This window comes from Vogesella oryzagri (assembly GCF_040148885.1).
In the GTDB taxonomy this organism is placed as follows: domain Bacteria; phylum Pseudomonadota; class Gammaproteobacteria; order Burkholderiales; family Chromobacteriaceae; genus Vogesella; species Vogesella oryzagri.
In genome coordinates this window covers 193,647-208,298 of sequence record NZ_JBEFLD010000008.1, presented here as the reverse complement: position 1 = coordinate 208,298, position 14,652 = coordinate 193,647, and the positions used below count along the sequence as shown (strand labels likewise).

Annotated in this window: 9 protein-coding genes; all 9 read left to right on the top strand. The window is 58.2% G+C overall.

From position 1 onward, the window contains the following. Positions 1-268 precede the first annotated feature (268 nt). The 9 genes from ABNW52_RS15890 to ABNW52_RS15850 all read left to right on the top strand — a co-directional run bounded on the left by ABNW52_RS15890 (position 269) and on the right by ABNW52_RS15850 (position 14,652). Positions 269-601, top strand: coding sequence for a hypothetical protein (locus ABNW52_RS15890; RefSeq protein ID WP_349589877.1), 333 nt, complete (start codon positions 269-271; stop codon positions 599-601). Between the two features lie 172 nt (positions 602-773). Further along, on the top strand, positions 774-2,336 hold the full coding sequence (locus ABNW52_RS15885; RefSeq protein WP_349589875.1) for a recombinase family protein: 1,563 nt from the start codon (positions 774-776) through the stop codon (positions 2,334-2,336). Further along, positions 2,333-3,244 carry a ParB/RepB/Spo0J family partition protein gene (locus ABNW52_RS15880; RefSeq protein WP_349589873.1) on the top strand — a complete coding sequence of 304 codons (912 nt, stop codon included), beginning with the start codon at positions 2,333-2,335 and terminating at the stop codon, positions 3,242-3,244. Before ABNW52_RS15885 ends, ABNW52_RS15880 begins: the two co-directional genes overlap by 4 nt. After that, positions 3,241-4,119: a plasmid partitioning protein RepB C-terminal domain-containing protein gene (locus ABNW52_RS15875; protein WP_349589870.1), complete on the top strand. Its 879-nt coding sequence runs from the start codon at positions 3,241-3,243 to the stop codon at positions 4,117-4,119. Before ABNW52_RS15880 ends, ABNW52_RS15875 begins: the two co-directional genes overlap by 4 nt. A 118-nt stretch (positions 4,120-4,237) precedes the next feature. Further along, a complete protein-coding gene (locus ABNW52_RS15870; protein WP_349589868.1) occupies positions 4,238-5,122 on the top strand; it encodes a WYL domain-containing transcriptional regulator in 885 nt (294 codons plus the stop codon). Positions 5,123-5,126: 4 nt separating this feature from the next. Next, a complete protein-coding gene (locus tag ABNW52_RS15865) occupies positions 5,127-5,711 on the top strand; it encodes a hypothetical protein (RefSeq protein WP_349589866.1) in 585 nt (194 codons plus the stop codon). A gap of 143 nt (positions 5,712-5,854) precedes the next feature. Then, positions 5,855-8,641 (top strand): DEAD/DEAH box helicase, encoded by a 2,787-nt coding sequence (locus tag ABNW52_RS15860; RefSeq protein WP_349589864.1) that lies wholly within the window; start codon positions 5,855-5,857, stop codon positions 8,639-8,641. A gap of 16 nt (positions 8,642-8,657) precedes the next feature. Continuing rightward, on the top strand, positions 8,658-13,556 hold the full coding sequence (locus ABNW52_RS15855) for an Eco57I restriction-modification methylase domain-containing protein (protein WP_349589863.1): 4,899 nt from the start codon (positions 8,658-8,660) through the stop codon (positions 13,554-13,556). After that, complete coding sequence (locus ABNW52_RS15850; protein ID WP_349589861.1) at positions 13,549-14,652, top strand: serine/threonine protein kinase; 1,104 nt, start codon at positions 13,549-13,551, stop codon at positions 14,650-14,652. The genes ABNW52_RS15855 and ABNW52_RS15850 overlap by 8 nt, the downstream gene beginning before the upstream one ends.

Below are 14,652 nucleotides of genomic sequence, written 5' to 3'. Positions count from 1 at the left end.
CACGACGTAGTTGCGTTTACAGGTGCGTCGCCAGGCTAGGGCATTTACAGAATGCCTAGGCATGGTCTGGACGGTTCGGTAACAAGCGCACCACCTTGTCGTCAGTCAGTATTGCATATGACTTTTCGTATGGAGACAACTGATGACAACAAAGATTTGTGTGTGTTGTGGCCACGTCTTCGAGTCCCGCCCCCAAGTGCCCAACCAGTCTTACTGCTCTTCCCCTATTTGTCAGCGTGCACGGCGACAGCGCTGGCAACGAGACAAAATGCAGACCGATCCAGACTACCGGGAAAATCAGCTGCGTAGCCAGCGTGCATGGCTTGAACGGCACCCGGAGTACTGGCGCCACTATCGCGACATCAATCCGGAATACGTGGAGCGCAACAGAGCTCGTCAACGGCTTCGAGGCGAACCAGAGCAGGAAGCGGATCTTGCAAAGATGGACGCGTCAGCACTGCTTGGCCTGCTGCCTGGCCTTTACCAAATATCGCTTGTGCCGGGGGCGATTGCCGATCTGGATGGGCGAGTGATCGTTGAAATCACTCCTGTGTGTGCTGCGTGCTTGTGCAAAAAGGACGCTTGCAAAGATAGGACGTGATGGTCACTCGACCTGCCGTTAAGTAAGTTCAGTCCAAGTGGACGCTCGATCATCCCGGATGGCCAAAAATTCAACCAGGTTTGCACTGGCGGGTATCTTGTCAGGCGCTACAAGGTTAATTCGGGGAATGCGGATCTGAGAGAAATTGCATACAACATGAGAGATCAGGTCGATGCATGCAGAAGAATTCTTGGAAGGGGCTGGTCAGTCACCGCCACTTCGAGCTGCCGAGTACGTGCGGATGTCGACCGAGCACCAGCAGTACTCGACAGAAAATCAATCCGACAAAATCCGTGAATACGCGGCCAGGCGCAACATCGAGATCGTTCGCACCTACGCCGACGAAGGTAAGAGCGGCCTGCGCATCGATGGACGCCAGGCGCTGCAGCAACTGCTCAAAGACGTCGAGATGGGAAACGCGGATTTCCAGATCATTCTCGTCTATGACGTCAGTCGTTGGGGGCGGTTTCAGGATGCTGACGAGAGTGCCTATTACGAATACATCTGCCGTCGCGCCGGAATTCAGGTTGCTTACTGTGCAGAACAGTTCGAGAACGACGGCTCACCCGTGTCCACCATCGTCAAGGGCGTCAAGCGTGCGATGGCAGGCGAATATAGCCGGGAGTTGTCGGCAAAGGTCTTTGCCGGGCAGTGCCGCCTGATCGAGTTGGGGTTTCGGCAAGGTGGTCCCGCCGGTTATGGCCTGCGGCGTGTGCTGATTGATCAATCCGGTACATTCAAAGGGGAGCTGGTTCGCGGCGAGCACAAAAGCCTGCAAACCGACCGCGTTATCCTGCAGCCGGGGCCAGACGTCGAAGTCACCGTCGTCAACCAGATATACCGCTGGTTCGTCATTGACAACCTGAGTGAGCTGGAGATCGCCGAACGGCTCAACACCCAAAACATCCGAACCGACCTTGGGCGAGCCTGGACGCGGGCGACCATCCGTGAGGTGTTGTCCAACGAGAAATACATTGGTAACAACGTTTACAACCGGCGCTCCTTCAAGCTCAAGAAACATCGGGTGGTCAATAGTCCCGAAATGTGGATAAAGAAGGAGGGCGCGTTCGAGGGAATCGTGCCGCCGGAACTTTTCTACACCGCGCAAGGCATCCTGCGCGCACGGTCACACCGCTATAGCAATGAGGAGTTGATAGAGAAGCTGAGGAACCTGTACCAGCGCCACGGCTACCTCTCGGGCTTGATCATTGACGAGGCAGAGGGGATGCCCTCGTCGGCGGCTTACGCGCATCGTTTCGGCAGCCTGATCCGCGCGTACCAGACCGTCGGATTCACCCCGGATCGGGACTACCAGTATCTGGAGGTAAACCAGTTCCTGCGCCGGCTGCATCCGGAGATCGTCAGTCAGACCGAACGGATGATCTCCGAAGTTGGCGGCATGGTCGAACGTGATTCGGCCACCGACCTCCTCACCGTCAACCACGAGTTCACCGTCTCGCTGGTGTTGGCCCGTTGCCAGCTGCTCGACAACGGGCGGCGTCGTTGGAAGGTGCGCTTCGATACCAGCCTCGCGCCCGACATCACGGTGGCTGTGCGTCTGGACGACAGCAATCTGGCTGCGTTGGATTATTACCTGTTGCCTCGACTGGACTTCGGCCAACCCCGCATTCATCTGGCAGACCACAACGGCATCGAGTTCGAGTGCTACCGTTTCGACAGCCTGGACTACCTGTGCGGTATGGCCCAGCGTATTCGCATACGGAGGGCCGTATGAGCCTAGACAAAGAGCATCGCCACGCGGAATTGCGGATGATCCCGCTGAACCGGATCGAGGTTCTCAATCCACGCGAACGCAACAGCCGCGTGTTTGAACAGATCGTCGGCAACATTCAGAGCATCGGCCTGAAAAAGCCCATCATCGTGACGCCGCGTCCGGGGAATGCAGGTGAGCATTACCTGCTTATCTGTGGCGAGGGGCGCTTCAAGGCTTTCAAGACGCTCGGTCACCAGGAAATTCCGGCGATGGTAATGAATGTCGATGATGAGTCGGCCTTTATCATGAGCCTGACGGAGAACATCGCACGGCGAAAATTCAGCCCTCTGGAACTGCTGGTCGGCATTGAGCAACTGCGGGATCAGGGCTACGACAAGAAGGACATTGCGCAGAAGACGGGCCTGAGCCCGGAGTATGTCCAGGGTATTCTGTACCTGCTCAAGAATGGAGAAGAACGCCTGTTAATAGCGGTTGGCAGCGGACGCATTCCACTCAATGCGGCGATCACCATTGCTGGCGCTGGCTCGGATGATAGAGCGATCCAGGCGGCCCTGCAGGAGGCATATGAATCCGGCAAGTTGCGTGGCAGCCAACTGATCCAGGCGCGGCGGATCATCGAGCGCCGCCGTACACAAGGCAGGGCTGTTGGCGGCAAGATGCCATCCCGCAAACCGAATGCGGACGTAACCACATCAAGTCTTGTACGCAACTACCAGCGTGAAGTTGAGCGCCAGAAGCTGCTAGTCAGAAAGGCTGAGACTGCGCAACGCAATCTGTTGTTCATCGTCGGAGCCTTGCGTCAGTTGTTGGCAGACGAGAATTTTACCAACCTGCTACGTGCAGAAGGGCTGGATACGCTGCCACAGTATCTGGCTGATAGGGTCTGGTCACGAGGGAGCGGAGCATGAGCCAGGCTGCCTTGGGCTTTGTTCTGGAACCATTGACTCTCCCACTCTCGGTGGTTCTGCCATCGCGCAAAATACCGGACGGGCTACTTGCCTCCCGGAAATTCAAACAGATCACCGCATCTATTGAAGCGGTCGGCTTGATCGAACCCTTGTCGGTGGGAAAGGCTGATCGTGAGGGGTTGCACATCCTGCTGGATGGGCACACGCGATTGGTGGCACTGAAACAATTGGGCTTCGACAGGGCTCCCTGCCTCGTGGCCACCGATGATGAAAGCTATACCTACAACAACCGGATCAATCGTCTTTCCAGCATTCAGGAACATCTGATGATCCGCCGTGCCGTCGAGCGTGGCGTTGCACCCGAAAAGCTTGCGAAGGCTTTGGACGTGGACATCAGCCACATCATCAAAAAACTGAACCTACTCGATGGCATCTGTCCGGAGGCGGCGGAACTGCTGCGTGACCAAACCTTCTCGGCCAACCTTGGCGCGGTACTGCGCAAGCTCAAACCAACGCGGCAGGTCGAATGCGTCGAACTGATGGTCAGCGCCAACAACATCACAGTGGCCTACGCTCAGGCGTTGGTCGCCGCCACCCCCAGCAACCTGCTGGTCGGCGAGGCCAGGCCCAAGAAAATGACAGGCGTCAGCGCCGATCAGATGGCCAAGATGGAACGCGAAATGGGGAATCTCCAGGAGCAGTTCAAGTTGGCCGAGCAAACCTATGGCCAAGACATTCTCAATCTGGTGCTGGCCAAGGGCTATCTCGCCAAACTCATGGCCAACGAAGCCATTTTTCGCCACTTGACGAGAAACCACCCCGACGTATTGAACGAGTTTGACGGTATTGTTCGCATGGTGGCTCTGGACAAATAAGTGGCTCTTGCTTTAGGTGCGCTCTGCATGCAGTGCATTGGCATGGTGTAATCAAAAAGATGATGTTGTTTGTTGTCTGTGGCATCATGCGTATGTATTGAAACCTGCAGCGTGATCCATGTCCCCATCGCTTGATGAGCTGTACCGGCTCACCCACAACCAGCGCCAGCGTTTGAGCTACCTGGAGTTCTGCCTGTACTTTCTCGGCGAGGTGCGGCGTGCCGACATGATGGCGCGCTTTGACTGTGCGCCGGCGGTGGTTACGCGTGACATCGCGCTGTACCGCCAGCTGGCACCGGCTAATCTGGAGTTGGACCCATCCAGTAAGGCTTACCACATCCTCTCGGGGTTTGTGCCGCTGTTCGAGCACCGGCTGGAGCAAGTCATCGCCGCATTGATGCAGGGCGAGCCGTACAGCATCGAAACCCTCGGCCGTGCATTACTGCCTGGCGACTACCCCTCCATGCTCAACCGCCCAGCCATGCCCATTCTGGCAGCGGTGAGTCGCGCCATCCGTCAGCAACGTCTGCTGAAAGTACGCTACCACAGCGCCAGCAGTGGGGAGCAGGAGCGGATCATTGCTCCGCATGCACTGGTCGATAGCGGCCTACGCTGGCATGTGCGCGCTTACGACCGGCTGCGTGGTGCTTTTATCGATCTGGTGCTCACCCGACTGTTGGCCGCAAGCCTGCTGGACGAGGCTCCAGCCGTGCACGAGCAAGCTGGTCAGGACGAGCAATGGCAGCAAACTATCCCCCTACAACTGGTACCTCATCCCAAGCTGCTCGACCCGGCCATCGCCACACTCGATTACGCAATGAACGACGGTGTTCTGACGATAAACGCCCGCGCGGCCAACGTAGGCTATTTGCTGCGGCGCTGGTATGTGGACTGCTCGGCCGATGCTTCGATAAACGATCCAGCTTGTAGGCTGTGGTTACAGAACATTCGTTCCATCAAAGAAGTACAAAGCCGGGTATTGGCACCAGGTTACAAGGACTAGCTGGATGGCAAAGAAGGAAAATGACAAAAGCAGAAATGCGATGCAAGGGCGAAGCTTACTGCGTCAACAGTATCCGGCGGTTGGTGAGGACGTGCATGCTTGGTGGTACGGCTTGTTTGATGGGATGCAGCCTTTTCTCGATCGGGATGGCAAGCAAGTTCGTACGCGACGGGATGACAAGCTCGAACTCTGGTTTGTTTTTCGAGAGCCCGCTCCAGGCATTGTTTTGGTCGTGATTGAGTTGCGCTTGAGCTGCCAGCCACTCTCTTTGCACCTTAAGTGCTGGATCGATGCTTCTTGTCATGACGCCTACGAGTCATTGAGGAGCGCTCCACTGTTTGGTGTTGCAGGAGAAGAGTGGGGTCGTGTCGCACCTGATAGCCCTAGTCGCTGGGCCAAGGAGAGGGAGTTGGTCAATAAGGATGTAGTCGGTATCCGCTATCACCGAACCCTGGAAAGTCTGGCTCCGCAACCAGATTTGCTGGGTACCCGCATCCAAGCGGTAGCCCATGAGTTTGTTGATTACGTTCAGCGTTATGGCTCGTCCATTGCCAATTCGAGTAAATGCCAATTTCAGTCTGAACAGTAGCTGCAAGGGCACATCATGACCCAGCCTGTTCGGCGCAAAAAAATATCTGCAGTAAGGGAAAGTGAATGCAACTGAAACAAGCCCCCGCGCCTGGCGCACGCGTTTTGATTCGCGATGAAGAGTGGATCGTTCAGAAGGCTGATATGTGCAGCCTAGGTGGTTGGCAGCTTAGCTGCATTGGGGTATCTGAAACCGTCAGGAACCGCACGGCGCTGTTTCTTACCGGGTTGGAGCAGGCCACCATTATTGACCCGGCCAAAACCGAGCTGGTCTTCGATGCATCGCCTACCTTCATTGCTTCCCGGTTGTATGTAGAAGCGCGGCTGCGCCAGGCCGCCATTCGCAATGAGGCAGTGGTGATGGGCCAGCACGCGGTGATGGATACCATGCCCTTCCAGTTGCAGCCTGCGCAGCAAGTACTGCAGCAGCTGCGCCCGCGTTTGCTGATTGCAGATACGGTCGGTTTGGGTAAAACGCTGGAAGCCGGCATTCTTACCGCCGAACTGGCACGCCGGGGTAAAGCCCGGCGTATTCTGGTGGTTACCACCAAGAGCATGATGCGTCAGTTCCAGCAAGAATTCTGGAGCCGATTCACCATCCCGCTTACCCGGCTGGATTCGGCAGGTATTCAGCGCATCCGTCGCGATATTCCTACCAATCACAACCCCTTCAACTACTACGACCGCACCATCATCTCGGTCGATACCCTCAAGCGCGACAGCGAATACCGCCACTATCTGCAAGAAGCGTGGTGGGACCTCATCATTATCGATGAGGCGCACAATGTCTCGTACAAAGGCAACCGCACGCAAAGTAACCGTTTGGCAGAGCTGCTTGCCCAGCGCTCGGACGCCTTGATCCTGCTCACGGCCACACCGCACAACGGTAAAAAAGAGAGCTTTGCCAGTCTGATGCGTATGCTGGACCCCACCGTGTTGCCGGCAGGTGAGCGTGTCGACTACACCCGCGACGATGTAGGCCACCTGTTTGTGCGCCGCTTCAAGAAAGACGTGCGCGACCAGATGCAGCAAGACTTCCCTGAGCGCGAAGTCTACCGGCTGGAAACCTACGCCAGTCCGGCAGAGAACGCAGCTTTCGAAGCACTGGCCCATCTGCGCCTAGCCAGTGATGGTGGCACCCAGCGCGAAGGCGCCATGCTGTTCCGCACCACGCTGGAAAAGGCCCTGTTTTCGTCGCCGGCAGCGTGCTTGCAGACCCTGCGTGAGCGCATGCGCCGGGTAGAGAAAAAAGACCCCGCACACGACGACCTGCCGGCACTGCGCGAGCTGGAACAACTGGTCGCCACTATCACGCCCGAGAAATTCAGCAAATTCCAGCACCTGGTGCAACAACTCAAGCAAGGCGCCAAGTGGCGCTGGACCGGTAGCGACCCCACCGACCGCCTGGTGTTGTTTACCGAGCGTATCGAAACGCTCAAATTTCTGCAGACCGAGTTGCCCAAAGCGCTGGGCCTGGCGGCAGATTCGGTCGCTATTCTGCACGGCCAGCTACCCGATGTGGAAATCCAGCAGACGGTCGAAAACTTTGGCAAAACCCATTCGCCTTTGCGGCTGCTGATTGCTTCCGATGTGGCATCGGAAGGTTTGAACCTGCATTACCAGTCGCACCGCCTGGTCCACTTCGACATCTCGTGGTCGCTGATGGTGTTCCAGCAGCGTAACGGCAGGGTAGACCGCTACGGCCAGACCAAAACGCCGATGATCGGCTACCTGCTTACGTTGCCGGACAACGAACGCATTCGTGGTGATCTGCGCTATCTGGAAATCCTTATCGACAAAGATGAGCAGGCCGCCCGCAACATTGGCGACCCGTCGGCCTTTATGGGCTTGTACGACGAAGAACTGGAAGTGGCCGAGGTGGCCGCTGCCATCGAGGGCAAGCGCACGGCTGATGAGTTTGCCGCGCTGCTGGCGCAAGACAACGTCGACCCCTTCGAATTGCTGTGGTCCAGCACCGTTGACGAAGCCCCGGCCCCGGCCGTTACCACTTCGCCCACGCCTGCCGCGGCCACCAGCGAGCTGCCCACCTTGTTTAGCGACCACTACCGCTACCTGCGCGACGCCCTGCGTTTGCTGGCCAGCCAGGCACCCAAGGAGTTCCCGTCGCTGGACTACGACGATGCCCGCCGTACGCTCAGCTTCCAGCCCGGCAGCGACCTGGCGCAGCTATTGGAGCGCGAGCTGGCAGACGAAATGCGCCCGCACGACAACCAGTTCGCCCTCAGCGCCGACAAGGCCATCATCAACCGCGCCATTGCCGAAGCGCGCGACACCAATAGTTGGCCGCAAGTGCAGTACCTGTGGCCGCTACACCCGGTATCGCAGTGGCTGGATTACAAGCTGATGTCGCAGTTCCGCCGCATGTCCGCCCCGGTCATGCGCGTGTCCAAAGGGCTGCAAGCTGGCGAGTCGCTGGTATTGGTGCTGGCTCAGGTGCCCAACCGTCGCGGCCAGGCCATGCTGGCCGAGTGGGTGGCGGTACAGGTAGACGCACGTGGCTACGTAGCCGGGGTATTGCCCTTGCCCGAGGTGCTGCAGCGCACCGGGCTGGCCGACGCACAGCTGGCCAACGATGGCCAGGCGCCCGACACCCGCACCCTGCAGCAAGCCTTGCCCCAGGTGATCGCCGCAGCAGAAGCCCATCTGCGCCCCATCAAACAGGCATTCGACGCCGACTGCCAGCAGCGCCTCGATAGCGAGCTGGCCAAGCTGCGCACCCTGCAAGATAAGCACCTGCAGCAGCTGGCGCTGGATTTCAGCAGCGGTATCGAGCAGGTGAATGCCGCGCGTCGCAAGCAAAAAGAACACGACACCGCCGACCTGTTCCAGAACTACCAGCAATGGATACGCGACACCCTGCAGCTGGATGACCGCGCCCAATTCACCATTGTTGCCGCCTTGATGGCCTGAAGTAAGGAAACTGCCCATGAGTTTTGCCATTCCCGGCCTGGATAACGCCAACGAGTTTTACAGTCAGCACTACCTGGACGACATCCTGGAGCGCGACCTCAAGCCGCTGTTCGACAAATGGAAAGAGCAGGGCAATAACAGCCCGCTGGCCAAAGTACGCTCCGCTTCGGGTACCAATAGCTACTTTCGCGCCCGCGACCGCTTTCTGGCAGAAAAAAAACGCAGCGAACGCCAGGCCTTGTTCATCGACCTGGTACAGCCGCTGCTGGAAGCCATCGGCTATGGCCTGTCGCCGCAAAACCTGCCGCTGGCAGAGGGCGAGCTGCCTGTGCTGGCGGTATACCGCGATGCCCGCCAGCAGCCCTTGCTGGTGATTGCCGCTGCCGTGTCCGACCCGGCCGACGACGAAGCCGGCCCGCTGCAGCTGTGCCCGGGCCAGCCCGGCAAGCACGGTAGCGAAGACTGGGAAGAAATCATCAGCCGCCGGCTGTTTGCCGACGACCACCCGCCGCGCTGGGTGCTGCTGGTACACCACGACGAATGGCTGCTGATCGAACGCAGCAAATGGAGCCGCAAGGCCCTGCTGCGCTTTAGCCTGCCCGAGCTGTTTGGCCCGCGCGACGAACGCGCGCTGCGCGCCTTTGCCGCCCTGGCCGGTGCCGCTTCGGTGCTGCCGGTAGAAGGCGGCGCCGCCTTGCTGGACACGCTGGACGACAGCTCGCACAAGCACGCGTTCGAGGTGTCGACCGACCTCAAATACGCGCTGCGCGAGTGTATCGAGCTGATCGGCAACGAAGCCATTCGCTACAAGCGCGAAGTGGCCAAAGAAAAGGTGTTCGACCGCAACGATACCGACCTGGCCGAGCAGCTTAGCCGCGAATGCCTGCGCTATATGTATCGGCTGCTGTTCCTGCTCTACATCGAAGCCCGGCCAGAGCTGGGCTACGCCCCCATCAATGCCCCGGCCTACCTCAAGGGCTACAGCGTAGAGCACCTGCGCGAGCTGGAACGCACCCCGCTCACCACGCCCGAGGCGCAAGATGGTTTCTATTTCCACGACAGCCTCAAGCAGCTGTTCGACCTGATCTGGCAAGGCTACCCGCGCCGCGATGCCCACGCCGGCCAGATCGACCTGCAAGACGATGCAGTGCTGGAAACCGGCTTTACCATTGCCCCGCTGCAAGGCCACTTGTTCGACCCGGCACAGACCAAACTGCTGGGCAGCGTTCGCCTGCGCAACCGCGTACTGCAGCGTGTGATCGAGCTGATGTCGCTGTCGCGCAGCGGCAAAGGCAACCGCCGTGGCCGCATCAGCTACGCCACGCTGGGCATTAACCAGCTGGGCGCGGTATACGAGGCGCTGCTGTCGTTCCGTGGCTTCTTTGCCGAAGAAGAGCTGTACGAAGTACGCCCCGACCCCAAAGGCAAGAAAGCTGCCAGTACCGACGGCGACGAAGACGCTGATGATAGCGACGACACCGTGCTGGATACCCCCAGCGCCGCCGACAAGAAAAAAGACGCCGCGCTAGACCCGCTGGAAGCTGCCTACTTTGTACCGGCCAGCCAGATCCATCTCTACACCGACGCCGAGCGCCTGTTTGGCGGCGAGCCGCGCCGCTACCCCAAAGGCACCTTTATCTACCGCCTGGCCGGCCGCGCCCGCGAAAAATCCGCCAGCTACTACACGCCAGAAGTGCTAACCCAGTGCCTGGTAGAGCACGCGCTAAAAGAAATCCTGCCCGACAAATCGGCCGACCAGATTCTGCAGCTCACTGTGTGCGAGCCGGCCATGGGCAGCGCGGCCTTCCTGAACGAAGCTGTCAACCAGCTGGCAGAAGCCTATCTGCAAGCCAAGCAGAAAGAGCTGGGGCAGAGCATTCCGCACGAGCAGTACGCCGAAGAAAAGCAGCGCGTCAAAATGTACATTGCCGACAGCAATGTGTTTGGCGTGGACTTGAACCCGGTAGCGGTAGAGCTGGCCGAGGTCTCGCTGTGGCTGAACGCCATCTTCAAGGGCAGCCACGTGCCGTGGTTTGGCATGCAGCTGTACAGCGGCAACTCGCTGGTAGGCGCCCGTCGCGACGTGTTCAGCACCGCCCAGCTATCGCCGGGTAAGGGCGATGGCGGCCAGCCTGAACGCGACTGGCGCTGCGCCGTGCCGCGCGCACTCAAGCTGGCCGATACCCCGGACAGCACCGATATCTTCCACTTCCTGCTGCCGGCCGACGGCATGGGCATGGTCAGCGACAAGGTAGTCAAGGCGCTGGAGCCAAAGGCCGTTGATGATTTCAAGCTGTGGCGCAAAACCTTCTGCGCCCCGCTTAGCCGCGATGAAGTGGGCCGCGTACAAAGGTTGGCCGCAGCGGTAGAGCAGCTATGGCAACAGCACGCCACCGAGCTGGCCAGCGTGCGGCTAGCCACCACTGACCAGCTGCACGTGTGGCCAGACCCGGCGGCCAACCATGCGCCCACCAGCACCGCACAGAAAGACGCCATCTTCCAGCGCGAAATGCTGAGCGAGGCGCAAAAGAACGCCAGCCCCTACCGCCGCCTGAAACTGGTGATGGATTTCTGGTGCGCGCTGTGGTTCTGGCCTCTCGATCAGGCAGCTGAACTGCCCAGCCGCGAGCACTGGTGGTTTGTGCTGGAAACCGTGCTGCTGGGCAACGCCAGCCTGGCCAGCCAGCCGGCGACCGATCTGTTCGTCGAAACCCTGCCACAGCAAGGGCTGGACTTTACCCCGGAACGCGACCGCCACGGCCACGTCGACCTGGCTGCGTTGATGGATGCACTACCGCAGCTGCAAGTGGCCAACGCAGTAGCGCAGCAGCAGCGCTTCATGCACTGGGAGCTGGGGTTTGCCGACCTGTTCAAGGCACGTGGCGGTTTTGACGTCATCCTGGGTAACCCGCCGTGGATCAAGGTGGAATGGAACGAGCAGTCGCTGCTGTCCGACTTCGACCCGCGCTTTGCCATTTGCAAGCTGTCGGCCAAGCAGACCGCCGACCAGCGCGAGGCGGTATTTGCCGCCCAGTTGGCCGCGCGTGATGATTATCTTGCTGAATGTGTGGCGTCCGAAGGCATGGGGCAGTTCCTGAATGCATGGCAGAACTACCCGTTGCTGAAAGGGCAGCAGAGCAATCTGTACAAATGCTTCCTGCCGCTGGTGTGGCGGGTGGGGAGCGGGGTGCAGGCTTTGCTACACCCGGAAGGGGTGTACGACGATCCGAAGGGGGGAGTATTGCGTGCCGAGCTTTATCCAAGGCTTGGGAAACATTTTCAATTTGAGAATCAGATTTCACTGTTCTCTGAGGTTCATCACAACACCAAATTCAGTATCAATGTTTTTGGCCCGACGAAAGCCGTACCTTGCTTCCTGCACATGGCAAATATTTTTGCGCCAGCAACGATTAATGCGAGCCTTGAACACGCGGGCGGAGGTGCAATTCCAGGTATCAAACGCGACGAAGGTGGCTGGAATACTGCTGGCCACGCCAGCCGGATAATCGAAGTCGATACCGCCTTGCTTGCCACCTTTGCTCAGCTCTATGACGAGCCTGGTACGCCCGCTCAGCAGGCTCGTTTACCGGCAGTACATAGCCGCGAACTGGTATCGGTGCTGGAAAAGTTTGCCAAGGTGCCGCGTCGCCTGGGGGATTTGCAGGGTGATTACTTCACCTTGGAAATGTGGCACGAAACCATGGCACAAAAGGATGGCACCATTCGCCGCGATACCGGCTTTGTTGATAGCCCCGCCGACTTTGTGTTGTCTGGTCCGCATTTCTTCGTGGGTAACCCATTGAACAAAACCCCGCGGTCAGTCTGTACGCTGAATAGTCATTACGATGTACTCGACCTCGAAGCCTTGCCCAACGACTATCTGCCGCGTAGCAATTACCAGCGTGAATGTGCTACCGACGTCTACCTGGCACGTACCCCGCGTGTGAGCTGGGTAGAGGCGGGGGAGAAAGAGGCCAAGCCGGTGACGGCGTATTACCGGCTTGTGTTTAGAAAAATGCTTAGTCAGTCAGGTGAGAGGACCTTGACTCCCATTCTTGCACCTTTAAGAGTAACTCACATCGACGGTTGTTTTAGTTCTGCATTTGCTGATACCAAAGAGCTTATTTTTATAGGCGCTCTTTGTATGTCCATACCCTATGATTTTCTTGTCAAGACTACGGGGAAAAGTAATTTCAGAGCTGAACTATTTGATGGGTTTCCGTACCCCCAGTGTCGAAATCTTAAAACTTTAAACTCTCGTATTTTGGTCCTAAATTCGGTCTCTTCCCTCTACGCTGACCTGTGGGTTGAATGTTGGGATGACGCTTTCTGCAACGAATCTTGGGCCAGCAACGACCCACGCTTGCCGCAGGACTTCTTCAGCAACTTGACCGCCAAATGGCAACGTAGTTGTGCGCTGCGCAGCGATTACGCCCGCCGCCAGGCGTTGGTGGAAATCGACGTGTTGGCCGCACAGGCGCTGGGGCTGACGCTGGATGAGCTGCTCACCATCTACCGTGTGCAGTTCCCAGTAATGCACCAATACGAGCGCGACACCTGGTACGACGCCCGTGGCCGTATTGTCTTTACCACCAGCAAGGGCCTGGTGGGTGTGGGCCTGCCGCGCAAAGCCGGCAAGAAAGACTCCGCCTGCAAGCTGATCTTCCCCCACACCGGCAGCGACACCCGCCGCCTGGGCTGGGAAGACATCATGCCCAAGCGCGCCGAAGACGGCACGCTGCAGCCGCAAGTAGCCGACGGCACCGTCATCCAGCGCCCGATTATCGACGACACCCAGCCCGGCGGGCCGGTAGAACGCACCATTCAGTACGTCGCCCCCTTCACCCTGGCCGACCGCGAAGCCGACTACCGCGTGGCGTGGGCGCACTTTGCCAAGGAGCAAGACAATGGGTAATGCAGCAAGAAAGTTGGATGTCATCGAGATTCATGATCTTTTTCCGCATATTAACCAGCGTTTTGATCTGGATGAGCAAATCGGCGAGCCTAGTGGTTTTGGTGCTGTATGGCTGGCTTACGACCGCTGGCTGGACCGGGAGGTGGCGTTGAAAATCAGTCAGACCGACCTAAGCCCGGAGGTATTGTTGTGCCGTGATATTGAAGGGCAGACTGTACGGATTTATGACTATTTTCGCGGTGAAAACGGCTGGCATGCGTATTCCATGGCGCTACTTCACTCATCGTGGCGCACGCTGTCCAGCTGGATAGAGACACACCGTTATCGGGAACATGATCTGCAGCATTATTTTGACTGCTTTGAGGTGATGTACGACGCGCTACGAGGTCTGGCCGCGATTCATGGCCGCCCCTACAGCCGCGAAGGGCGCTATGTACATGCTGACATCAAACCGGCCAACCTGTTTTTCCTGTGTCAGCCCAAAAAACGCCCGAATACGGTGTTTCGTATGCCTGCGCACCAAGACATGGTGAAAATCATCGACATGGGCATCAGTACCCGGCGTGGGGAGTACAACTTTGCTGGCACACTCGCCTATGACTACCCGTATAAGCAGGATTCCAGGCCGGGCCATGATTTGTACTCATTAGGGCTGACTTTTTTGGAAATGCTGAGCGGCGTCTTGCCAAACCACCCGACCATGGAGCACAAGGCTCGCATCACAACATTTGTTACTGCGGTTAGCTCGGGTAGTGCATATATAGACAATTTGGCCGTTGAATTGGCTCGCCAGTGTGCTCGTGCGGCAACCCAGCCTGCGATTACGGCACGCAGTTTGCTGGCTTGGCTGGATGAACAACTATTCGAGCTGAATGAGGCTAGCTTGCTGCTGTTGCGCAGTATTCATCATCAGCTACCCGGTGCACTGAAGAAAGACGAGTTGGCCTGCGCTGCCTTCCCCTATATGGCGGGTTATTTCGGTTGGAAGAACCAGACAGTTGGCCGCATCGAGTTTCTGAAAGAGATGATTGCCGATATGTACGCGCAAGGCCTGCTGGTTCGTGACGGCAGTCGTTATCGTTATTTCGTCCGCTGA